At 60.9% G+C, this 22,169-nt stretch carries 19 protein-coding genes and 1 tRNA gene; 13 read left to right on the plus strand and 7 right to left on the minus strand.

Going from position 1 to position 22,169, the window contains the following annotated elements; translation table 11 throughout:
* Nucleotides 1-67: 67 nt before the first annotated feature.
* The 6 genes from Asbog_RS13690 to mdoH all read left to right on the plus strand — a co-directional run bounded on the left by Asbog_RS13690 (nt 68) and on the right by mdoH (nt 9,337).
* The gene (locus tag Asbog_RS13690; protein ID WP_231944595.1) at nt 68-1,267 is read left to right on the plus strand and encodes an OpgC family protein; all 1,200 of its coding nucleotides are present in this window, start codon (nt 68-70) and stop codon (nt 1,265-1,267) included.
* Nucleotides 1,268-1,286: 19 nt separating this feature from the next.
* Entirely contained in the window at nt 1,287-2,825 is a 1,539-nt protein-coding gene (locus Asbog_RS13695; RefSeq protein ID WP_062165535.1) for a Do family serine endopeptidase, read from the plus strand.
* A gap of 3 nt (nt 2,826-2,828) precedes the next feature.
* On the plus strand, nt 2,829-3,884 hold the full coding sequence (locus tag Asbog_RS13700) for an FUSC family protein (protein WP_051757754.1): 1,056 nt from the start codon (nt 2,829-2,831) through the stop codon (nt 3,882-3,884).
* A 177-nt stretch (nt 3,885-4,061) separates the two neighbouring features.
* Nucleotides 4,062-5,525, plus strand: coding sequence for a mannitol dehydrogenase family protein (locus Asbog_RS13705; RefSeq protein WP_062165536.1), 1,464 nt, complete (start codon nt 4,062-4,064; stop codon nt 5,523-5,525).
* A 135-nt stretch (nt 5,526-5,660) separates the two neighbouring features.
* Nucleotides 5,661-7,184 carry a glucan biosynthesis protein gene (locus Asbog_RS13710; protein ID WP_035444360.1) on the plus strand — a complete coding sequence of 508 codons (1,524 nt, stop codon included), beginning with the start codon at nt 5,661-5,663 and terminating at the stop codon, nt 7,182-7,184.
* Nucleotides 7,160-9,337 (plus strand): glucans biosynthesis glucosyltransferase MdoH, encoded by a 2,178-nt coding sequence (gene mdoH, locus Asbog_RS13715; protein WP_062165537.1) that lies wholly within the window; start codon nt 7,160-7,162, stop codon nt 9,335-9,337. Before Asbog_RS13710 ends, mdoH begins: the two co-directional genes overlap by 25 nt.
* A gap of 222 nt (nt 9,338-9,559) precedes the next feature.
* On the opposite strand, the gene Asbog_RS13720 is transcribed toward mdoH, so the two are convergent.
* Nucleotides 9,560-10,090 (minus strand): hypothetical protein, encoded by a 531-nt coding sequence (locus tag Asbog_RS13720; protein WP_023978230.1) that lies wholly within the window; start codon nt 10,088-10,090, stop codon nt 9,560-9,562.
* 237 nt (nt 10,091-10,327) lie between these two features.
* Here Asbog_RS13720 and Asbog_RS13725 point away from each other — a divergent pair, with 237 nt between their 5' ends.
* Entirely contained in the window at nt 10,328-12,457 is a 2,130-nt protein-coding gene (locus Asbog_RS13725) for a S9 family peptidase (RefSeq protein ID WP_062165538.1), read from the plus strand.
* A 40-nt stretch (nt 12,458-12,497) separates the two neighbouring features.
* Here Asbog_RS13725 and Asbog_RS13730 read toward each other — a convergent pair whose 3' ends face one another.
* Entirely contained in the window at nt 12,498-12,890 is a 393-nt protein-coding gene (locus Asbog_RS13730; protein ID WP_062165539.1) for a hypothetical protein, read from the minus strand.
* Between the two features lie 167 nt (nt 12,891-13,057).
* On the opposite strand from Asbog_RS13730, the gene ykgO reads away from it, so the two are divergent.
* The 3 genes from ykgO (at nt 13,058) to Asbog_RS13745 (ending at nt 14,328) form a co-directional block, all read left to right on the plus strand.
* On the plus strand, nt 13,058-13,183 hold the full coding sequence (ykgO, locus tag Asbog_RS13735; protein ID WP_023978233.1) for a type B 50S ribosomal protein L36: 126 nt from the start codon (nt 13,058-13,060) through the stop codon (nt 13,181-13,183).
* Between the two features lie 37 nt (nt 13,184-13,220).
* Nucleotides 13,221-14,003 carry a tetratricopeptide repeat protein gene (locus Asbog_RS13740; RefSeq protein ID WP_171840710.1) on the plus strand — a complete coding sequence of 261 codons (783 nt, stop codon included), beginning with the start codon at nt 13,221-13,223 and terminating at the stop codon, nt 14,001-14,003.
* 70 nt (nt 14,004-14,073) lie between these two features.
* A complete protein-coding gene (locus tag Asbog_RS13745; RefSeq protein ID WP_146926680.1) occupies nt 14,074-14,328 on the plus strand; it encodes a hypothetical protein in 255 nt (84 codons plus the stop codon).
* 225 nt (nt 14,329-14,553) lie between these two features.
* On the opposite strand, the gene Asbog_RS13750 is transcribed toward Asbog_RS13745, so the two are convergent.
* On the minus strand, nt 14,554-16,788 hold the full coding sequence (locus tag Asbog_RS13750) for a primosomal protein N' (protein ID WP_062165541.1): 2,235 nt from the start codon (nt 16,786-16,788) through the stop codon (nt 14,554-14,556).
* Nucleotides 16,789-16,844: 56 nt separating this feature from the next.
* Here Asbog_RS13750 and Asbog_RS13755 point away from each other — a divergent pair, with 56 nt between their 5' ends.
* Complete coding sequence (locus Asbog_RS13755; protein WP_062165542.1) at nt 16,845-17,780, plus strand: tyrosine recombinase XerC; 936 nt, start codon at nt 16,845-16,847, stop codon at nt 17,778-17,780.
* 5 nt (nt 17,781-17,785) lie between these two features.
* A complete protein-coding gene (locus Asbog_RS13760; RefSeq protein WP_083510897.1) occupies nt 17,786-18,712 on the plus strand; it encodes a retroviral-like aspartic protease family protein in 927 nt (308 codons plus the stop codon).
* A gap of 43 nt (nt 18,713-18,755) precedes the next feature.
* On the opposite strand, the gene Asbog_RS13765 is transcribed toward Asbog_RS13760, so the two are convergent.
* Nucleotides 18,756-18,831 (minus strand) — tRNA-Ala (locus Asbog_RS13765).
* Nucleotides 18,832-18,994: 163 nt separating this feature from the next.
* On the opposite strand from Asbog_RS13765, the gene Asbog_RS13770 reads away from it, so the two are divergent.
* Nucleotides 18,995-19,303, plus strand: a complete 309-nt coding sequence (locus Asbog_RS13770; protein WP_307723612.1) for a YggT family protein — start codon at nt 18,995-18,997, stop codon at nt 19,301-19,303.
* A 139-nt stretch (nt 19,304-19,442) separates the two neighbouring features.
* Here the strand turns inward: Asbog_RS13770 and Asbog_RS13775 are convergent, their stop codons facing one another.
* From Asbog_RS13775 to Asbog_RS13785, 3 genes are all read right to left on the minus strand, one after another.
* Nucleotides 19,443-20,219, minus strand: coding sequence for an IclR family transcriptional regulator (locus Asbog_RS13775; RefSeq protein ID WP_171840711.1), 777 nt, complete (start codon nt 20,217-20,219; stop codon nt 19,443-19,445).
* 195 nt (nt 20,220-20,414) lie between these two features.
* Nucleotides 20,415-21,200: a glutaminyl-peptide cyclotransferase gene (locus Asbog_RS13780; protein ID WP_146926682.1), complete on the minus strand. Its 786-nt coding sequence runs from the start codon at nt 21,198-21,200 to the stop codon at nt 20,415-20,417.
* Nucleotides 21,201-21,334: 134 nt separating this feature from the next.
* Nucleotides 21,335-21,997 (minus strand): TetR/AcrR family transcriptional regulator, encoded by a 663-nt coding sequence (locus tag Asbog_RS13785; RefSeq protein ID WP_171840712.1) that lies wholly within the window; start codon nt 21,995-21,997, stop codon nt 21,335-21,337.
* Nucleotides 21,998-22,169 lie beyond the last annotated feature (172 nt).

Genomic DNA, 22,169 nt, shown 5'->3' on the forward strand with positions numbered 1-22,169 from the left:
CGCGTATGAGCAGGTCAATACCGGAGCAGATGCGCCCGGGTCGTCCGGGCAGGAGAGCATGACAGGCATGAGCGAGGCCACAACCGACGCCACCCCTAAACGCAAGAAGCGCGACCATCGCATCGATGCCCTGCGCGGCATCGCGCTGCTGATGATGCTGGCCGATCATGCGCCACAGGATGTGCTCAACCGCTTCACATTGCGCAATTTCGGCTTCGCCGACGCAGCCGAGATCTTTGTGCTGCTGGCGGGCTATGCCTCGTGGCTGGCCTATGGCCGCCTGATCCTGCGCGGGCCGCCGACGGGTGGATGGGTCATGGGTATCGAGCGCATCGTGCGCCGATGCTGGCGCCTCTATCTGTTCCAGATGGTCATGTTGCTGGTGTCGGTTTTCACCATACGCCAGTGGCGGCATTATTACCCCGTGCCCGTGGATTTTCTGGAGCCCGAACTGGCCCATGGCCATGAGTGGATCTGGAGCGTCCTCAGCCTCCAGGCCCTGCCGAACAATCTGAACATCCTGCCGCTCTATATCGTGCTGCTTCTGGCCTTTCCGCTGCTGGTCTTTCTGTGGAAGATCTCGCCATGGCTGCTGGGCGGGGTCAGTCTTGCGCTCTGGGGGCTGATCAACAGCGACCCCACGCTCAATCTGCCCAACTGGCTTGACCCCGATGGCTGGTATTTCAACCCGCTGGCCTGGCAGTTCATTTTCACCCTTGGCATGCTGGCTGCCATCATGGCGGGCAAACGCGAGGGCAATCTACCGGGCCCCCTCTGGGCCAAATGCCTTGCCGGAGCCTATCTGCTGTTCGGCGCGCTTGAGTGCTTTCCCTATGAAAGCTGGAACCTGCCCAGCCTGAGGCCGCTTTCCGTCGTGCCGCAGGCCGACAAGTCCGATCTAGCCATCTGGCGCTGGACCGACGCTCTGGCCATTCTGCTGCTTGTCCAGTCCTCCGTAACGGCCACGCGCCTTTCGGAAACACGCATCGGGCAGGGTCTCGCGCTGCTGGGGCGTCATTCGCTTGAGGTGTTCAGCTTTGGGACCATTCTCGACCTGTTTGCCCGACTGGTGATGAACAGTTTTGGCGATGGCTGGGTCATCCAGATTCTGGTCAATGTGCTTGGCTTCCTCGGGGTCTATGGATTGTCGGTCTGGCTTGATCGCCATCGCCGTCAGGCCGCTCTAATGGCGGGCGAAACACGCAAGGAAGCCCGGGCGGAAGAGAAGAAAGATCGCAGCGCGGAGATAGGTGACGCAAACCCCTGATTTGCGTTAGCCTAGCGCCATGAAACATCGCCTCGTTCTTGCCGCCCTGATGGGCGGCTGGGTTTCCGCCGCCTCCTCCGCCTTTGCCGACCCTGCGCCGGCACCGGCCGCACCCGCAGCAGCTGCGCCGGCGGCTCTTGCACGCAGCGTTCATGCGGCGCCGGACTCCCTGGCCGATCTGGCAGCCAGTCTGCTGCCAGCGGTGGTGAACATCTCGATTTCAGCCACGCTGAAGCCGGGTGAGGATGATGACGACGATGACGGTCCGGACGCCAGCCCCGATGACGGACCGCAGGTGCCGCAATTTCCCCCCGGCTCGCCGATGGAGAAATTCTTTCACGATTACATGAATCGCTCCCCCTCGCCTTCCGATCCGCCACGCAAGATGCAGGCGCTGGGCTCGGGCTTCATCATTTCGCCTGACGGATTCATCGTCACGAACAACCATGTCATCAAGGATGCGGACAAGGTTTCCGTCACCCTTCAGGATGGCACGGTGCTTCCTGCAAAGATCGTGGGGCGCGACAGCCGGACCGATCTGGCCGTGATCAAGATCGAGAGCAAGACGCCCTTCCCGACAGTGTCCTTCGGCGATAGCGACAAGGCTCGCGTGGGCGACCGCGTTCTGGCCATCGGCAATCCGTTCGGCCTCTCCGGCACGGTCACCAGCGGCATCGTTTCATCGCGTGGTCGCGATATCAATCACGGGCTGTATGACGACTATATCCAGACCGATGCCTCCATCAACCGGGGCAATTCCGGCGGTCCGCTCTTCAATCTCGATGGGCAGGTGATCGGCATCAACACGGCCATCTACAGCTCCAGTGGCGGCTCCATCGGTATCGGCTTTGCCATCCCGGCCAATGATGCCCGTGGCGTGATCGATCAGTTGCGCCGTGATGGCCATGTGTCGCGCGGCTGGATTGGCGTACGCGTGCAGAACGTGACACATGAAATTGCCGACAGCATCGGCCTCAAGCCCGAAAAGGGCGCAATGATTGCCGGTATCGACCCCAAGGGCCCGGCTTCTGCGGCGAAGCTGCAGACAGGCGATGTGATTACCGCGCTCAATGGCAAACCCATCGATGGCCACGCCCTGCCACGCCTCGTGGCCGAAATCGCGCCCGGCACCAAGACGGTGTTCGGCATCTGGCGCAAGGGCAAGACGATGGATGTCACCCTGGTGGTCAAACCCTCACCCGAGGCGCCGGACATGCCGCCAAGCGATGCCAAGGTCAAAGGCCCCAGCAAGCTCGCCCTGGCCGATCTGGGCGTCACCTTCTCTGCCATCGATGACGAGACACGCAGCAAATACAGCCTTTCGGATTCACAGCGGGGCGTGGTGGTAACCGATGTGACGCGCGATGGTGCTGCCGATACGCGCGGCCTTCAGCCGGGCGACGTGGTGACGGAAGTGCAGCAGGTGGCCGTGAATTCACCGGACGCCCTGTCAAAGGAACTGGCACGCGCACGCCAGCAGAAGAAACATACCGTCCTCCTGCTCGTTCAGGGTCAGGACGGGCTGCGCTGGGTGCCGCTGCCGCTATCCGGAGACTGATCTATGCCCTTTGCCTCACTGCTCCGGGCGCGCGAGGATGGTGAGGCCCCGTGGCGGCAGATGGTCAGAACCCTCGTTGCGGTGGCCCTGTGCTGGATCATCGGTGAAGCCACCGGGCTGGACGAGACGATCTGGGCCCTGATCACGGCGCTGATCGTCACCCAGTCGAGTATCGACCAGACTTTTTCCACGGCGCGCGACCAGATTATCGGCACGCTGGTCGGTGCCGTCGTTGGCACACTGGCCATCACTGCGCGGCTTATTCTGGGTTTCTACTGGCCTATCTTCTGCGTCGCCCTGCTACCGCTGGCCTATATGGCGGCGGTTCGCCCCTCGCTGCGCTTTGCTGGGGTGACACTGATGATCGTCTATCTTCTGCCCTCTCATGGCGCGAACCCGTACTGGCCGCTGACCGAGCGACTAACCGCCATTTTCCTTGGTGTGATCGTCGCCCTGGTTGTGAGTTTCGTGGTGCTTCATGCCAGTGCGCGGCGGCGCGGTTTCCTCACCGCAGGGCGCATGTTCCGCGAGATGGACGAGCTGCTTCAGGCGGCCCTGCGACGGCAGGAAATGTGGAGCGAACTCGAAGCCCGCAACGATCATTGCGCCCGCAACCTGCTGGTGATCAATGAATGTGTGGCAGAAGCCTATCGCGAAAACTGGGGGCTGCTCGAAAAACGCCACCCGATCCTGACCGTTCTGCCCGCCCTGATGCGCCGTATGCTCAGTGATACCATGCTGGTGGCCCGTGCCATCAATGCGGGCAAGGACAGGGGCGGCTTTTCTGGCGTGGCCGGGCTGCATACCGGTCTGAGCCATGCCTATCGCTCTCTCGCCCGGCGCTGCGAAATCCATGCTGCGGGCAAGGCCCATGAGAAACCCTATCGCCCGGGACGGGAAGACGTTCTGAGCGCACTGCCGACGCTCGGGCAGGATGCGCTGCCCGAAATGCATTTCGTCATTGCCCTGCTGCGCCAGGACATGCGCCGCGCCACAGACGTGCTGATGAGCACGCCCGAAAGCCGGGCGAAAGACCTGAGAGACATGATCGGCAAGTAAGCCCCAGACAGGGAGCGCCTGCACAGATCAGGTTGAACTTGTGCTCCCCCTGTAACGTTGCTTGGGGTGATTTGGGCCGGGTTGCACCCTGCGCTTTTTGACGTGCAGGGCTGAATCTGGTCTTTTTGTGTCGTTCAGAAATGGCGCTCCTGAAGCAACAAAAAGGGATTTAAGCTTATGATCACCCGCGAGACCCTGAAGCACCTGCCGACAGGCGTGGCCTCTCCGTCTTACGATCTCAAGGACATCAAGCCCGGAATCCTGCATTTTGGCGTCGGCAATTTCTTCCGTGCCCATGAGGCCTATTATGTCGACAAGGCGCTCGCTCTGCCCGGTCAGCAGGGCTGGGGCATCATCGGTGTCGGCCTGACCTCCGGCGACCGTTCCAAGAAGAAGGCCGAGGATTTCAAGCAGCAGGACTGCCTGTTCTCCCTGACCGAAACGGCCCCCTCGGGCGAGAGCAAGCGCACCGTTATTGGCGCCCTGCGCGACTATCTCCTTGCTCCTGAAAAGCAGGAAGCCGTTCTGGAATATCTCGCCGATCCGGCCATCAAGATCGTGTCGATGACGATTACAGAAGGTGGCTACAACATCGATGAGCATTCGGGTGAATTCGCGCTCGACAACGAGGCCGTCCAGCGCGATCTGGCCAATCCGGAAACACCGTCCACGATCTTTGGTTATGTGGTCGAGGGTCTGCGCCGCCGCCGCGACGCGGGCAATCGCGCCTTCACCATCATGTCCTGCGATAACCTGCGTCATAACGGCAACGTTGCACGCAAGGCATTCCTTGGTTATGCCCGCGCCCGTGACCCGGAGCTCGCAAGCTGGATCGAGGCCAACGCCACCTTCCCCAACGCCATGGTCGATCGCATCACACCGACGGTCTCGGCAGACATCGCTGCCCGCCTGAACAAGGAGAGCGGTCTGGATGATCTTCTGCCGCTGGTGGCGGAAGACTTCACCCAGTGGGTGATCGAAGATGAATTTGCCGATGGACGTCCCGCCCTTGAAAAGGTCGGCGTGCAGATGGTCGATGACGTGACCGATTATGAGTTCATGAAGATCCGTATGCTCAACGCATCGCATATCTTCCTGGCCTTCTCGGGCCTGCTCCTTGGCTATGATCATATCGACGAGTCGATCAATGACCCCGATCTGCGCAAGCTGGTCGAGACCTACCTCGACACGGATGTCATCCCGACCCTGAAGGCCGCACCGGGTGAAGACCTTGAGAAGTATAAGGAATCGGTCATCTCGCGCTTCTCCAACCCGGCCATGGCAGACCAGAACCTGCGTATCGGCAGTGATGGCGCATCGAAAGTGCAGGTGTTCTGGACCGCCACCATCCAGAACCTCCTGAAGGACAAGCGCGAGCTCGATCGTGTTGCCTATGGTCTGGCTGCCTATCTTGAAATGCTTCGCGGCAAGAACGAGAAGGGCGGCACATTCGAGCCGATCGAACCGACTTTCACCGATGACACATGGAAAATCGCCAGGAGCGACGATTACGAAGCCGGGTTTGCCCTCCCGGCCTTCGATGGCTGGCGCAAGCTTGACCATGCCGCACTTGACGAAAAAGTGACCGAACTACGCAAGGTTATCAGGGAAAAAGGCGTAAAGGCCGCTCTCTCCATCTGAAAAGGATGCGCGAAAGCCGCACTCATGACAGATTTCTAAGGCAGGCGAGTTTTCCTGTGTCCCAAAGTAACTTATGGGCGTTAGGAAAATCAGACATCACCCGGCATTTAGCCGGGTCTGCCGGAGATAGTCATAGTGCTGCGTCGCGATCTTGTTAAAATCGGTGCTGGCCTCTCGATACTGGGGGCCAGCAAAATTGCCCGGGCAGCGCCTGCTGCTGCTCCGAAGCCGACCCCGTTCGACAACAACACGGTACGGCAGATCGCGCAGAACCTGTCGAAATCCGCCTACAAGGCGCCGCAGCAGACTCTCCCCAGCGCCATCGACAATCTGAACTTCGATCAGTTCCGCGGCATCACCTACAAGGAAGAGCGTGCGCTCTGGCACGGCCAGAACCTTGCCTTTGACGTCGAGTTCTTCCCGCGTGGCTTCCTGTACCGCCCGCGTATCAACATGAATGAGGTTGTGGACGGACAGTCGAGCCCGATCGTCTACGACCCTGACATGTTCAGCTATCCCGACCCGATGCTGCGCGTGACCGATGATCTCGGCTTTTCCGGCCTGCGTCTGCGCAATGCCATCAACACCCCCAACGTGATGGAAGAATGTGCCGTGTTTCTCGGCGCATCCTATTTCCGCGCTGTGGCGAAGGGACAAAATTACGGCCTGTCCGCCCGCGGTTTTGCCAATGGCACGGGCGACCCGAAGGGCGAGGAATTCGCCCTCTTCCGTGAATTCTGGCTCGAAAAGCCCAAGCCCGGCGTCGACTCGGTCGTCATCCATGCCCTGATGGACAGCCCTTCAGTTGTTGGCGCGTTTCGCTTCACCATTCGTCCGGGCGCCACAACGGTCTTTGATGTGCAGTCGAGCTTCTATCCGCGCACCGACATCACCGAAGGCGGCGTGGCAGCCCTGACCGGCATGTTCTATTTCGATGCCAATAACCGCAATCATGTCGATGACTGGCGCCCCGGCGCCCATGACAGCGAAGCACTCCAGATGTGGACCGGCACGGGAGGGCAGCTCTATCGCCCGCTGAACAACCCCGTCGATCTCCAGTTCTCGGCCTTCCAGGATGCGAGCCCGCATGGCTTTGGCCTTATGCAGCGCCGCCGCGCATTCCATGATTTCGAAGATCTCGCGCTGAACTACGAAAAGCGCCCCTCGCTCTGGATCGAACCCATCGGTGACTGGGGCGAAGGGGCTGTCGATCTGGTCGAGATTCCGACACCCAACGAGGTGAACGACAATATCGTGTCGTTCTGGCGCCCCAAGCAGCCCATGCAGGCCGGACACGAATACGGCTACACCTATCGCATGTACTGGGGCTGGGACACGCCCTGGCCAACCGATCTGGCCCGCATTGGCGCAACACGCGTCGGCGCCGTGACCGATCATGCCGATGGCCGCATGTTCGTGATCGATTTCACCGGCAAGCCGTTCGAGAACCTGCCCGCCAATGCAGCCTTCCACCTCGTACCGCAGGCCTCGACCGGGACCATCAAGAACGTGGTGGTCGAACCCAATCCGAACATCAAGGGATGGCGTACGACGTTCGAATTCTATCCGGGCAGCGCCAAGCTGGCCGAACTGACGTGCCAGCTTGCCAATGAGCAGGGGCCGATTTCCGAAAAATGGATGTATCGTTGGACGCCGTGAGCACCCTTCCCACCTCTTTCACCCCCTTCGACGTGCTTCCGGCGGAATCGCCCCTCGAGATGCCGACGCAGAACATGCGTCAGCGTCCCGAGACTTTCGGGCGTGACCGTCATCCCCCCACCACGCCCTCCCTGCTGTGGTTGCGCCGCCTGCTGGTCATTGGCGGTGCCATTGCCCTGACAGGCTGGGGGGCGTTCGAGATGAACCGCGTGCTCAACAGCATGGGCGTCTCGACGCTGGGCATCATCGTTCTGGCGCTGTTCGTGGTGCTCGGCGCCTGGATCTCGCTTTCCTTCACCTCCTCGCTTGCCGGCTTTGTCTCGGTGCTGCGTCACGGGGGTCTGGGTCTTGGTATCTCGCGTGATACCCCTCTGCCCGCGCTGATGACCCGGACCGCAGTGCTCATGCCCACCTATAACGAGGACCCGGACCGTGTCCTCGTAGGCCTGCGTGCGATCCATGACAGTCTGGTGGCGACAGGCCGTATCGACGCCTTCGATTTCTTCATCCTCTCCGACACGACAGACCCTGATGTCTGGGTTCGCGAGGAGCGCGCCTATCTTGCCTTTGTGCAGGCGGTGAACGGGCAGGGGCGCATTTTCTATCGTCGCCGCCCCAAGAACATCGATCGTAAATCCGGCAATCTGGAAGAATGGGTCAAACGCTTCGGCGGTGCCTATCAGCAGATGCTCACCCTCGACGCCGATTCAGTGATGGATGGCGGCCTGATCGTGCGTACGGTCTCGGCCATGGAGCGTCACGAGAATGTGGCGCTCATCCAGACCCTGCCGGTCATCATCGGTGGCAAGACACTCTTTGCCCGCATGCAGCAATTTGCCGGGCGTGTTTACGGGCCGCTGATCGCTCACGGCATTGCCTGGTGGCATGGCTCGGAAGGCAATTACTGGGGGCATAACGCCGTCATTCGTACCCGTGCCTTTGCCGAACAGGCCGGATTGCCTCACCTGCCGGGCCGCAAGCCTTTCGGTGGCGGTATCCTCAGCCATGACTTTGTCGAAGCAGCCCTGATGCGTCGTGGCGGCTGGGCCATTCACATGGTGCCGGGTCTGTTCGGTTCCTATGAGGAAAGCCCGCCCTCGCTCACCGATGTCGCCATCCGTGACCGCCGCTGGTGTCAGGGCAATCTCCAGCATGGCAAGATCGTTCTGTCACGCGGTCTGCACTGGATGAGCCGCATGCACATGATGGTCGGCATCGGTGCCTATATCACCTCGCCGCTGTGGCTGCTGTTCCTCATGTTCGGTATCCTGATCTCGCTTCAGGCCCATTTCGACCGGCCCGAATATTTCGGTGATACCAAGACGCTCTATCCGCACTGGCCGCAGGTCGATCCGGTACAGGCCAAATACGTGTTCATCGGCACGATGGCCGTTCTGCTCGCCCCCAAGGCGCTCGCCCTGATCGCAGCGCTCTTTGATCGCGCCATGCTGCGCAGCTGTGGTGGCGTTCTCCGCCTGGTAGCCTCCATCCTGCTGGAAACGCTCATTGGCGGTCTCATCGCGCCGATTGCGATGCTGATCCACACCTCAGGCGTCATTTCGATCCTGCGCGGCCGCGACTCCGGCTGGAATGCTCAGAACCGTGATGACGGGCGCGTTTCCCTCAAGGAAGTGGCGCATGGCTACTGGATCTATACCGCCTATGGTCTGGTCATGGCCGCTGCGGCCTGGTCGGTCTCATTCTCGCTCTTCCTGTGGATGACGCCGGTTCTGCTTGGTCTGGCGCTGGCCATTCCTCTGGCCGCCATGACCGCAAGCCGTGATGTCGGTCTGTGGCTCAGAAGCTGGGGACTCCTGCTCATTCCCGAAGAGACCAACCTGCCGCCCATCCTGAAGCTCGCCGCCGAGAACGATCTGCGTCGCACCCAGGCCGAAGCCATGCCTGATCGTCCCCCGGCCGAGGCCTTCGCGGCCCTGCGCAGCAATCCGGCCCTCGCCGCCGAGCATCGTCGCGCCCTGCCGGTCGCCCGCCAGCCCGGTGCCGCTATCGACGCCAATCTGCTGGTCGGCCTGTTGAAACTGCGCGAAGCAGCTTCCGTGGACAGTGCTCTCGCTACATTGTCCCGGCAGGAAAAGGCCTCTGTCCTGTGCAGCGCAGAAGGCCTGGACCTCATTCTCGGCCTTCCTGCCTGAACACGGTTGATGGGAATAATGCCTGTTCCGGTGTTATTCCCACGGGGCTCTACCCCGCACCCATGTAGGGATGAACCCCTCCAATCCCCACACCACATTTGCCAAAGTCCCGAAAGATCCCTGCCTTCAGGCATGGTCTCGGGTAGCGCTCCATAACGGCAGGCCACAAAAAAAGGCCAGCCTTGCGGCTGACCCCTTTTGTCGTTCGATCGTAGCAGGCGCTTACTTGAAATCCTGCCCGCGCTGACGGACCTGGGCGCAAAGCTGCGTACGATGGCTCAGATCGAGGGTCGAGACATCAAAGGGAACGTTGGTGTTGCTCTGCAGCAGGCCCTGACCACCCAGCGAGTAGTACTGGTCGTTCTGCACATCGGGGCGCTTAGCCAACTTGCGGCCTACAACGCGCAGGGTGTTGCCGTGCACCAGGTGGTTACGCACACAATAGCTGGCGAGGCCAGCGAGATTCCCGGCCTTGGCCGCATCGAGCGAGGGCAGACCGTAATTATCGAGAACACCCGGCGTGCTGGCGGTCGCTACCGTGTTGCTCACGCCGCTGCCACCAACGGCCTGCATGACGTGACTGGCTGCATCCGGAGCGCCATCACGATGAACAGGAATGGACCCGGCAGGCATCACGGTGGACTGCGTTCCTGGTGCGACGGACGGCACGGGAGCCTGCTGCGCATGCGCAGAGGCGCCAGCGAAAGTAAGGCCAGCAACGGCGGTCAGACCGAGACAAAGACGAGACAACATGAAAGCGATCCTTTTTTTCTGCTCTTTTTCAGACCCGTCTCTTGCAAGCGGAGCCTGTTAAAACGCGCTTTCCCGAAAGTATATCGGGATGAAGGACGTGTGCTTTCCTAACATGTGAGGCGCTAAGTGGTTTATTCCCCTATCGAAACTTCGGCGCTTCATCATGGGGACGTTGAGGTGCGCTCCATTCTGCCGCACTCTGGTACAGGTTTTGTTTTTCCAGACTGAGGTCCTGCCATGATTCCTCCCTCGCCACGGCGCGTACCGCACACCATTACCCAGCTCGAACGGGTCAGGCAGGATGACTACGCCTGGATGAAGGACGAGAACTGGCAGAAAGTCCTGCGTGATCCGTCCCTGCTCCGCACGGATATCGCCGAAGCCCTGCGCGAGGAAAACAGCTATACCGAGCACTGCCTGGCCAATGTGGCGCCAGAGCGCGCCGCGCTGCTTCAGGAGTTGATCGGCCGTATCCCTCCAGCAGAAGATTCCGTTCCCTGGCCCGATGGGACATGGCTCTATTTTTCCCGCTTCGCCAAAGATGCACAGCATCCGGTCTATCTGCGCCGCCCCCGGTCCGGCGGTGAGGATCAGGTCCTGCTCGATGTCGAGGCGCTGGCCAAAAGCCACGCCTATTTCGCCCTGGCTGGTGTCCGTCATTCCGATGACCACCGGGTCTTTGTCTATGCCGCCGATACGCAGGGGTCAGAGGTCTATCGCCTGCACAGCATCGATACGACCACCGGTGATACCTTTGCTCCTCCTGTCGAGAGTGCCGCGGGCAGCTTCGTGATCTCGCCCGACAGTGCCTGGCTGTTCTGGATCTACCGTGATGACCACGGACGGCCCTCGCGCGTCTATCGTCGTCCGCTTGCAGGCGGCGAGGATGTTCTTGTGTTCGATGAGCCCGATTCAGGCTTTTTCCTGAGCCTGTCGGTCACAGCGTCACGCCAATGGATCCTGATCGAACGTGGCGATCATGACACGAACGAGACGCTGCTGATCCCTGCCAGCGACCCGACACAGCCCCCCCGCATCGCCTCGCCCCTCAAGCGGGGCGAGCGTTATACCCTCACGCACTGGAATGACCGTTTCATCATTCTCACCAATGCGGAAGGGGCAGTCGATTTCCAGTTCATGCAGGCGCCGGACCAGTCGCCATCGAGAGAAAACTGGACGCCTTTCCTCGCGCATGAGCCAGGGCGCTTCCTGCTGGGTGCCGCAGCGTGTCGGGGCTATCTCGCCTGGGCGGAACGGGTGAACGGCAATATCGAGATTCATGTCGTGTCAGAGAGCGCTGCGGGGGACCGTGCCGGGAACGATACCGATCAGGGCGATATCCGCACGAAGGTCCGCACGATCGGCATGAAGGAACCCGCTTTCGACCTCACCCTGCTGGGCTTTCTCGAATATGACGACAGCATCCTGCGCTATATCTACGAATCACCGACCACGCCCGCACACTGGTACGATCTCGATATGCGCACAGGCGAGCAGAGCCTGAAGAAAATTCGTGAAATCCCCTCGGGTCATGACCCGTCCCTTTACGAGACCCATCGCCTGTTCGCCATCGCCTCTGACGGCGCAGAGGTGCCCGTCACCGTTCTCAAGCGCCGGGACACCCCATGCGATGGAACAGCTCCCCTCCTGCTCTACGGGTACGGGTCTTACGGTATCTCGATGGAGTCCGGGTTCAGCACTTCGGTGTTCAGCCTTGTCGATCGCGGCTGGGTCTATGCCGTAGCGCATATCCGTGGCGGCTCGGAAAAGGGCTGGAACTGGTTTCTTGAGGGTCGCGGCAAACACAAACCCAACAGCTTTACCGATTTCGTGGCCTGCGCCCATCATCTGGTCGGGCAGGGCTACGGACAGGCCGGGCGTATCGTGGCGCATGGCGGTTCTGCAGGCGGGTTGCTCATGGGGGCGGTCGCCAATCTTGCCCCGGAGCTGTTCGCCGGCATTGCCGCCCAGGTACCGTTTGTCGATGTGCTGAACACGATGTCAGATGACACCCTGCCGCTCACCCCGCCGGAATGGCCCGAATGGGGGAACCCGCTGGAAGACCGTGACGCGTATGATCTGATTGCCAGCTATTCGCCCTATGACAATATCCGACCTGTGGCCTATCCCCCGGTTCTGGCGATGGGTGGTTTGTCAGACCCGCGCGTTACCTACTGGGAACCGGCAAAATGGATCGCGAAACTCCGTGAAGTTGCCACGGGCGGGCCCTTCCTGTGCCGTATCAATATGGATGCCGGGCACGGGGGCTCATCGGGCCGGTTCAAGCGGCTGGAAGAAGTGGCCTATGTCTATGGCTTCGCACTCTGGGCCATGGCGCGTCGCCCGCTGCCGGATCAGACTCCCTGATCCGGAACCCGGCCCCTTTCATACGGGGCCGGGACGATAATCAGTCGTCGCTATCGGCCTGGGGGCGTGGCCTTATGGCGGCACACATGGCCGGGAGCTTGGGATCGGCCTCACCCTTGGTGCGGCACAACGTCCGGGCATCCGTGCCACAAACCTCGATCGTCTCCTCAAAATCGGATTCGAGCACATCGCGCGCTACAGCCGCATCCTGATTGTTGCTGTCCGAGTCCTGGTTCGCCACGATCTTCTGCGTCTTGTGCAGCTCCTTGAGCGCCTCCACACAGCTGTCGCTGGCCGAGTCCGGGTCGGTCTGGAGAACGGCCAGAATCCGGTTGAGCACGGAGGCAGGATCGTTCTTGGGCTTGGGCGCAGCCTGCGCCGAGAGGGGCAGACCCACCATGAGGGCGGCTAGAACAGGCAGAGCTTTCTTCATGGAATCAGGATAATTGGGTTTTCATCCTTTGAAAACGCCCAAAATAAAGGGTTTCATGGGGTGGAGGCTCAGTCGGGAGTTGACTCTGACCGGAGCCATGAGTATTCCGACCACCTCTCGCGGGCGCGACGCCCGTTCGTCTTGCATGGCCCGGGAAGCAAATTATCATGAAGATTCGTAACAGCCTCAAATCTGCCAAGCTCCGCGACAAGGACTGCCGCGTCGTTCGCCGTCGTGGCCGCGTCTATGTCATCAACAAGAAGAACCCGCGCATGAAGGCTCGCCAGGGCTAATTCCCCGCTGATGCCGAAACGGAGCTTTCGCCCCGTTTTGACGCGTTACACGGCCCTTCGCGGGGCCGTCGTCAGGCCGTGTCTGCTCTTGGGCAGCGCGGCTTTTGTCGTTCTGGCCCTCTCCCCGGCCAGGGGATCGCCTGACGGCCACCCGGCGCCCGGCCATAAACCCGGCCTGCACAGTGCTGCCACCTCTCCGGCAATCCCCGACAAGACGAGCACGAGCGGCGCAGACAAAGAGCCAAACGCGTCTGTAGGCACGCCGCCCGCGATGCGAGATAACGACAAGTCGGATTCCGCCAAGGCCTCTCCCGGTGCCAAGCCCCCCAGCGCGCCAAAGCCTGACCCCCTTCAGGAGACGAACAAGGCCCTGCGTATGGCGCATACGCCCACGGAAGCCCGCGCTCTGGAACGACGCGCCGAGACGCTGCGCCAGAAGAACCTCTCTGCAAGCACGCGCCTGTTGCTGGAAAATGCGGATTCGAGCCTCAAGGCCCATGATTATCGCAAGGCCGAGGCGGCACTCGACAACGCCCTTGTGCTTCAGCCTGACAAGCCATTCATCCGTCGCGGCCGGGCGCGGGTGCGCTATGCGGCGGGCGATTTCGAAGGGGCGATCAGCGATCTGGGCGTTGCCTTGCAGAAAGACCCTGACGACCCGCTTTCGTGGCAGTTGCTCTCGCAGGTCGAGGAGGAACGCCACGATCTCAAGGCGGCCCTGCAGGCGGCCCGACAGCTTCTTGTGGTCGATCCGCTGGCCAGCGGTGGTGCCAAACGTGTGAAGGCGCTGCAGGCCCAACTGGATGGACGCGCCATTTAAAGCGCGTCACGATCTCAACTCTGCCTTGATTATGCAGTTTGATGAGATGTCGAAGTCAAAGGAGAACATCATGTTCAAGAAGAACAAGGCTCAGGTTACCGAACTGACGGCCCCCGAGGCCCAGAAAAAGGGCTGCTGCATCAGCAAGATGTGCGGCTCGGCCAAGCCGCAGACCAAGGAAGCCATCCTGGGTGGCCTGACCTTTCTCAGCATGTTCGGCCCCAAGAAGCTGCGTCCCCATCTGCAGCACCTCCTCGCCGTGATCGCCATCGTGACCTTTGTCGTCAAGGCCATCAAGCCCAAGCGCGAAGACAAGTCCGCCTGATTTTTACTCCTTCCCTCGCCCTCGCCCGGGGGTGACAAGTCTTCTCACCGGGCGAGGGCGATGCCGGGGGTGCCCGGCCTCAGCAGGGCGCTCCCCTGCGCCCGCGAAGGGGCACACCCCTTCAACCCCCGCGTCAAAGTAAGCAGGTTTCCAAAGGACAATTGTCCTTTGGCGGGGTTTGGGGCAGCGCCCCAATGCCGATAAGTCCGTCGAAACGCTTCCTTTCTAGAGAAACGAAATCGGGTCGATATCGATATCGATGCGCTCATGGCTCGTCAGTTTCACGCCATCGAGCCATGCCCGCAGGATGGGCTGAACCGCCACATTGCGTCGGGTACGCAGCAGGAGGCGACGCCGATGGCGACCCCGCAGAATAGCGAGAGGGGCCGGTGCAGGGCCAAGCACCTGGATACCGGCGCCTTCCGGGGCACGTGCGCCCAGAAGATTGGCAACCTTATCAGCGGCCTCGGCTGAATCCGCACTGACTATGACCGCAGCCAGACGCCCGTAGGGCGGCCAGAAACCGGGCTTTCGCTGCGCCGATTCCTGCTCCATGAACGCCAGATAATCGTTCGAGACGAGCGCCTTCATGACAGGATGATCCCCCAGATAGCTCTGAAGCAGAACCGTCCCGGGCTTTTCCGCACGGCCAGCGCGACCCGCCACCTGATGAAGAAGCTGGACCGTGCGCTCGGCGGCACGCAGGTCGCCACCGCCAAGACCGAGATCGGCATCAACCACACCCACAAGAGTGAGGTCAGGGAAATGCCAGCCCTTGGCAACAATCTGGGTACCGATCACAAGGTCGATCTCGCGATCGCTGATGCGCCTGACTGCGTCGGCCGTCGCTGAGGGCGAGCCCAGCGTATCGGAGGCCATGACCAGAATACGCGCATCGGGAAAATGCAGCCGCGCTTCCTCATGCACGCGCTCGATACCCGGCCCGACGGCCACGAGGCTGGATTCGGCAGCGCAGGACGGGCAGGTATCGGGCAAGGGCTCATGATGCCCGCAATGATGGCAGGTCAGGATCTGCCGGGCCCGATGCTCGACCAGCCAGGCCGAGCAATTGGGGCACTCCATACGATGACCGCAGGCACGGCACAGGGTGAGGGGCGCATAGCCACGACGGTTGAGGAACAGCATGGCCTGTTCCTCACGCGCAAAGGTCGCGCTGATGGCGTCTGTCAGGGCAGGCGACAGAAACTGGCCGCGCTCGGGCGGCGCCCGGCGCATATCGACAAGGCGCACATCGGGCAACGTGGCGTTGCCGTGGCGGCTATGCAGCACCACGTGCTGGTAGCGCCCGTGCTCCACATTGGTGAGCGTCTCAAGGCTGGGCGTGGCAGAAACAAGAATGGCCGGCACATCTGACAGGCGCGCCCGGACAATGGCCATATCGCGCCCGTGATAGGTTACACCCTCTTCCTGCTTGAAGGCTGTCTCGTGTTCCTCATCCACCACGATCAGGCCGAGATCGGGGAAGGGCAGAAACAGGGCCGATCGTGCGCCCACCACAACCGGGGCCTGACCTTTGACAATGGCATGCCATGTCTCGCGACGTTTCTTGCCGCCCAGTTCGGAATGCCAGAGCGCAGGCTGCACACCAAAGCGTCTGGCAAAGCGATCTGTCCACTGCGTGGAAAGCGCAATTTCGGGCAGCAGCACGAGACATTGCCGGTTGGCCGCAAGACAGGCGCCGATGGCCTCGAAATAGACTTCGGTCTTGCCCGAGCCGGTCACCCCCTCAAGCAGGGTGACGCCAAAGCTGTGCCCCTGCACCGCACTGGCCAGTACATGCGCGGCCGCCTGCTGTTCATCTGAAAGATGGGGAGGATGAAAAGCAGGGTCCGGCGTGGCAAATAGCGGTGCCGAAACCAGAGGGACCTCCTGCAGCAATCCAGCTGCCGCCAGCCCCCGCAGGACAGATGACGAGACGCCGGTCTTTTCCGTCAGGCTTGCGGTAGAGAGGGGAACCTCACTGACGGCCTCCAGCACCGACTGGCGCGCCTGCGTCATGCGCAGCCCTGCCGGGTCGGCCTGCCCCCTGACCCAACCGAGTTGAACCTTTGTGGGCATGGTGTGACGGGCGCGAATGGCCATGGCAAGCACAAGGCCGGGCGGCGTCAGGGTATAAGCGGCCAGCCAGTCGATAAACCGCCTGAGATCACCCGGTATGGCAGGCATATCGAGGCGCCCCAGCACCGGCTTGAGGCGTGTGAGCGCAATGGGGCGTGCAGCGGCGGGTGCAAAATCAGCGGGAACGTCGCTTTGCGTGTCCCACACGCAGCCGGTCTCCTGACGTCGCCCGAGCGGCACACTGACCAGGTCACCCGGCGCAACTGTGCCTTCAGGCGCGAGATAATCAAAGGCTGTGGGAAAAGGCAGCGGCAGCAGAACGCTGATGCGCACAGCTCTCTCGCCATCTGCCTTCAGCTTCACTAAGCTCGGTTCTGTCATGCTGCCCAAGCGCCCCCTTCTGCCCTGCCCTCTTAGCCGAGACGAGGTCCGCCGTCATGCTGATGCATGAATGTCTCGATTCATGGCTCGACTGGCTGACCCATGAAAAGCGGGCGCGCCCCAACACTGTTCTGGCCTATCGCAACGATGTCGCGACCGCCCTGGCATTTCTGGGCGAGCATCTGGGGCAGGAGCCCGATCTCTCCGCCTTTACGTCCTTGCGCACAAGCGATTTCAGGGCGTGGCTTGCCTATGACACGAACCGAGCCGAAAGCGGTAAAGGCACGCCCGATGGTCGTGCCCGCTCGCGCGCCAGAAGGGTCTCGGCATTACGGTCATTCTATCACTATCTCCATATCAGGCACGGGGTCAGCGCCAGCGCCCTGCGCCAGCTCAAGGCACCAAAGACACGCAAGCGTCTGCCGCGCCCGCTCTCACGCGACATGGCACGCAGTGCGGCCTCCGATATTGCGGCCCTTGAGCAGCACCCGCTTTGCGCCGCGCGCGACGAAGCCCTGTTCACCCTGCTTTATGGCGCGGGCCTGCGTATTGGCGAAGCATTGGCGCTCGATCTGCGTGACTGCGACCGTGCTGCGGAGTCCGGGTTGCGCGTTACCGGCAAGGGCGGGCGGGAGCGACTTGTGCCGCTTCTGCCAAACGTCCTCAAGGCACTGACCCTATGGCGCAGCCAGCACCCCTGCCCGGCCCCGGAGGCGCCGCTCTTCGTGGGGTTACGCGGCAAGCGTCTGCAACCCGCCGTGGCGCGCCGTGTCATGCAGGTCTGGCGCGAGCAGAGCGGACTGGACAACAGCGCCACCCCTCATGCACTGCGTCACTCCTTCGCCACCCATCTGCTGGAGGGCGGTGCGGATCTGCGCGCCATCCAGGAACTCCTGGGTCATGCCAGCCTTTCTACGACGCAGGCCTATACGCTGGCCGATGAACGCCACCTCCTTGCCGTCTGGCAGGCCCATCCACGCGCAAGGAAATAACAAGAATGATGCGCCCTGTTGCCTTTCTCCTCGCCATCATGCTGGCGGGCTCAGGCCTGTCTCGTGCCCATGCCGGCCCCTGTACGCCCGAACGTATTGCCGACATTCCGCTCCATAATGACGGGCTGTTCCTGAATGCCCCTGTCGTGCTTGATGGACGTCAGGCGCGATTCATTGTCGATACGGGTTCTGAAGGCAGCCTGATCACGCCAGAGGCCGCCTCGGCTCTCAAGCTCGCAGCCGATCCGGCGCATCTGACCGTCATACAGGGGCCAAACGGGCGTGGTCAGCTCGCCCCCAACATGATGATACGTGCCCTGTCCATCGGGCTGCTTCCTCTGGGCTCGCGCTCGATACCACTCGGCGCCCTGCCGGAGCTTCCGGTCCTGACACCCCCGATTGCCGGTCTCATGGGCGTCGATCTGCTGCGCGGGATGGATGTCGAGTTCAACGTCCCGCAAAAACGCCTTACGCTATGGCGTTCACCCTCACGCGATGCACGCTGCCCCATCGCGCCTTCATGGCCTGCCGGTTACACAACCCTGCGGGCCAGGCGCGAAGGGGCCCGTCTGGCGCTGTCCTTCACACTGGACGGTCATGAGGGGCTTGCCTTGCTCGATAGCGGCGCACGCTCTCACATACTTTCGCGGCGCTTTGCTCACGGCATGGGCATTAGTGACGATATCCTGCGCCGGGATCAGGGCGGCGTGACAAGCGGTGTGGATCTCAATGCACGCTGGTATCACTGGCATCATTTTCATGAACTGCATCTGCAGGAAGAAAAGCCCGGTACCGGCAATCCGGTGTGGAAAGACCCGGTACTGACAGTGTCCGACATGCGAGACAATGCCGACATGCTGCTGGGGGCCGACTGGTTTGCCCAGCATGATATCTGGATCTCGTTCAGCGCCGGACAGGTCTGGGTGCGTTAACCCGCTGCACATCGCGACATATTGGAAGTCGGGGAGGGTTCCGTGGTGGAGCTGAGGGGAATCGAACCCCTGACCTCCTCATTGCGAACGAGGCGCTCTCCCATCTGAGCTACAGCCCCACGGAACGCGTCGGAAGCTACACGGTCCTGTCCCAAAGTCAAGATTCGCCTGCTTTATGGTCGCTCCCGCCACCGGCCAGAGCGCTTGCGCAGCTCACATGTTGTCTCATGGCCCTGCCAAACGCTAAGCTAGGCATTCCATCGTTTTTCAAAGAGACCGGATTTGCTGATCATCACCGTTTACAACATCATCATGATGCTGATTCAGCTCTTCACATGGGCGCTGCTGCTATACTGCGTGATGAGCATGCTGGTGGGTTTCCGGATTCTCGATCCAGGCAACCGCTTCGTTTACAATGTCGTGATTTTTCTTGGGCGCATTGTCGAACCAGTGCTGAACCCCGTACGCTCGATCCTGCCGCAATTCGGAGCCCTTGATCTGAGCCCGCTCGCCGTCCTGCTGGGGCTCCAGTATCTTGTCGTGCCAGTGCTCAACCGACTGGTTTTTGCCTCACTGCATGGCAGTTTCTAAGGCGCATCGCCAGAGCGCCTCGCGATCGCTGGCCAAGCCGATGGGCGTATCAGTCACGACCGACCATCGTCGACTGACCAGCCTCCCCGAACCGGAAACTGGCCGGATATTCTGATCCGGCCAATATTGAGCGACAAACCTAGTCGGCAACGTCACTGAGTTCGTGCCAGCCGAGCTTGGCCGACAGCAATGATGCCGTGTGGCGCACCTGAGGGGCCAGAGCCTTCATACGCAGAAGTGGCATCTCGCCAGCCCCACCCGTCACACTGATCGACGCCACAATGCTGCCCGAAGCATCGCGCACCGGCGATGCGACGCAGTGGATACCAATCTCATCATCTTCCAGATCGAACACGCAATCGGTCGAGCGATAGAAGCGCATGCGATTGATCCAGCTCGACAGCCCGGCAGGCATATGACGATAACTGGTGCGATACAGACGCGCCCATTCTGTTTCCGACTCATCCAGGATCAGCGCGCGCCCCGTACCCGTGCGCGCAAGGGGGAGGTGCTGGCCTGTCCGGCTACGGACTTCAAGAGGCATACGCCCTTCCAGACGCATCAGATAGATCACGGCGCTGTCTGCACGAACGCCCAGATGGACCATGCGACCGGTTGTCTCATTGAGCGTATGGAGCAGAGGGGTGGCAAGCCCCAGCAGGGGCGTGGCGGCCTGTGCCTGCGTGGTGAGCGAGGTCAGTTTCTCACCCAGACCGTAACGCCCCATGGATTTCAGGCGTAACCAGCCCTGCTGTAACAGGGCTGCTGTCAGGCGCTGGGTTGTGCTGCGTGTGCAGCCAATTTCCAGCGCCAATTCGGAAAGCGTATCGACGCCAGCCTTGACGGCCAGAATGATCGACAGGCCACGCCCCAATGTCTGGGTACCCTGGGGCCAGTCTTTATCCGAATATGCCACATGCCGCTCCATGTTCTTTGAACGGTGCCTTGGACTTTGAAAGGGCTTCTCGTTCGCTTTTGAGACTTTTTATTGCTCCGCAAGGGAGGCATAGAAGCATCTCATAGCGTTATTCACGGGCGAATAAACACTTATCTTCGTTTTCTGGTCACATCTATGTAATCAAGACGAAGACAGTTCCGATTTTCTCTTAAATCAATGTTTATAGGGAGGAAGCTTTATCTGGTAAAGTGTTAGCCAGTATTTTCCGGTGACGAATAATCTATCATTCTCGTGATCGTAGGCGATGCCATTGGGCACAGCATCCGGATCATCCAGACCAACTTCTTCTTCGAGATTCGTCAGATCGACCCATGACTTCACTTGACCCGTTTCGGGATCGATCCTCGCGATTTCCGGAGTCATCCATATATTCGCCCAGATTTCTCCATGAATATATTCGAGTTCATTCAGTCTGTTTACTGGAATACCATCGGCGGTTACACACAACTTCCTGATGACATGTAATGACACAGGGTCAAGATGCTTCAGACAAGGTGTTCCGTCTGAGAGAATCAGTGTCTTGTCATCATGGGTCAGGCCCCAGCCTTCCCCCGTATAATGGAATCGCCCCCGCAGCGTCAGTGACGGGAAACTCCAGATGTAGCCACTCCCACTGCGCCATGTGACGCTGATCAGGCGATCCTGCCAGTCCACAATGCCCTCACCGAAATGCCCATCCGGCACAGTAGCCTGTGCGAGGGTCTTGCCTGTCTCCAGCGAGACCCGTCGTATGACCGATCGGCCTGAAAGGCCCGTGCTTTCGAACAGCGCACCATCTCGATAGAACAATCCCTCGGTAAACGCCGAAGGGTCATGGGGAAAACGGGCGATAATCTGCGCTGGTTCGACAGGCGGACTGGCAAGGCCAGCAGGCGCGAACAGACAGGCTGTCATTGCCAGACCGGAAAACGAGGCAATACAGACAAGTAACAGGCGCATGGGAGGGCTTTTCGCTGGCGGTTTCACCCGAACGCTATACGCCCGCCCCTCATTTTCCCACAATCACCCTCTCTCGATCCGGAACCGGGGCAGGAGGGGTCAACCCAGAGGGCGGAAGAACCGGTACGACGATCTCAGGACGGGCGACCGTTGATCGCCATGAAGGCCTTGCCCACACGCCTTGCGACGTCATGGATCTGTTCCTCGCTGCAATCGACCGGCAGCTCGAAACGCTTGCGCTGGACAAGGCGTGTCTGACACAGCGCCATGAACTGCTCAGCGGCAAAAAGCGGGTCATCGGTGACGATGTCCCCCCGCTCGACCCAATGCCCGATCCAGTCCGTCATGGTCTTGAGCGTGCGTCCGAAGCCGTGACGCCAGAATGTATCGGCCAGAACCGGAAAATGCGGCGCTTCGGACACGATGATACGATAGAGACGCAGCGGACCAGGCTGCAGCAGAACGGTGATAAAGCGCTCGGCCAGCTTGGTGGCTGATTCCTCGCACGTCATGGCCGTCAGGTGACTCTGACAAATGGCGGGGGCGAGTTTACCCCGGCTCAGATCTTCGATGACAGCGCCAAACAGCGCTGCCTTGTTCTCGAAATGGTTGTAGAGGGTCCCTTTCGACACGCCGGCACGACAGGCGATCTGGGACATGGAAGCCCCTTCATAGCCGGATTCGAGAAAGATCGCCTCAGCCCCATCGAGAATCTGGCGGCGCTTGGCGTTGCAAGCCGCACTGTCCCGAGCGGGGTCTTCATTGTCGGGCGAGGCGATAGTGTCGTTCTTGTTCAACCGGTCCATCCGTCTGACGCATTGGTCTGATGCCGGTGGGCAACGCGCAAAACTTGAGGGCGGCCCGATGGCAGACCCCCAGAACTGACCGAACGGGTCGATCAGCGCAAGCCAAAACTGCCCGATGCGCGCCAATCCTTCAGAACTGCAACGAGAATGACTTCAATGTGTC

The sequence above is a fragment of the Asaia bogorensis NBRC 16594 genome, from assembly GCF_001547995.1.
GTDB classification, from domain to species: domain Bacteria; phylum Pseudomonadota; class Alphaproteobacteria; order Acetobacterales; family Acetobacteraceae; genus Asaia; species Asaia bogorensis.

Excerpts from the sequence above, each read along its gene's own strand:
- Asbog_RS13705 (WP_062165536.1), top strand. The coding sequence starts at position 4,062 with ATGATCACCCGCGAGACCCTGAAGCACCTGCCGACAGGCGTGGCCTCT.
- Asbog_RS13750 (WP_062165541.1), bottom strand. The coding sequence starts at position 16,788 with ATGACAGAACCGAGCTTAGTGAAGCTGAAGGCAGATGGCGAGAGAGCT.
- Asbog_RS13690 (WP_231944595.1), top strand. The coding sequence starts at position 68 with ATGAGCGAGGCCACAACCGACGCCACCCCTAAACGCAAGAAGCGCGAC.
- mdoH (WP_062165537.1), top strand. The coding sequence starts at position 7,160 with ATGGATGTATCGTTGGACGCCGTGAGCACCCTTCCCACCTCTTTCACC.
- Asbog_RS13745 (WP_146926680.1), top strand. The coding sequence starts at position 14,074 with ATGTTCAAGAAGAACAAGGCTCAGGTTACCGAACTGACGGCCCCCGAG.
- Asbog_RS13755 (WP_062165542.1), top strand. The coding sequence starts at position 16,845 with ATGCTGATGCATGAATGTCTCGATTCATGGCTCGACTGGCTGACCCAT.
- Asbog_RS13720 (WP_023978230.1), bottom strand. The coding sequence starts at position 10,090 with ATGTTGTCTCGTCTTTGTCTCGGTCTGACCGCCGTTGCTGGCCTTACT.
- ykgO (WP_023978233.1), top strand. The coding sequence starts at position 13,058 with ATGAAGATTCGTAACAGCCTCAAATCTGCCAAGCTCCGCGACAAGGAC.
- Asbog_RS13730 (WP_062165539.1), bottom strand. The coding sequence starts at position 12,890 with ATGAAGAAAGCTCTGCCTGTTCTAGCCGCCCTCATGGTGGGTCTGCCC.
- Asbog_RS13700 (WP_051757754.1), top strand. The coding sequence starts at position 2,829 with ATGCCCTTTGCCTCACTGCTCCGGGCGCGCGAGGATGGTGAGGCCCCG.
- Asbog_RS13725 (WP_062165538.1), top strand. The coding sequence starts at position 10,328 with ATGATTCCTCCCTCGCCACGGCGCGTACCGCACACCATTACCCAGCTC.
- Asbog_RS13780 (WP_146926682.1), bottom strand. The coding sequence starts at position 21,200 with ATGCGCCTGTTACTTGTCTGTATTGCCTCGTTTTCCGGTCTGGCAATG.
- Asbog_RS13760 (WP_083510897.1), top strand. The coding sequence starts at position 17,786 with ATGATGCGCCCTGTTGCCTTTCTCCTCGCCATCATGCTGGCGGGCTCA.
- Asbog_RS13695 (WP_062165535.1), top strand. The coding sequence starts at position 1,287 with ATGAAACATCGCCTCGTTCTTGCCGCCCTGATGGGCGGCTGGGTTTCC.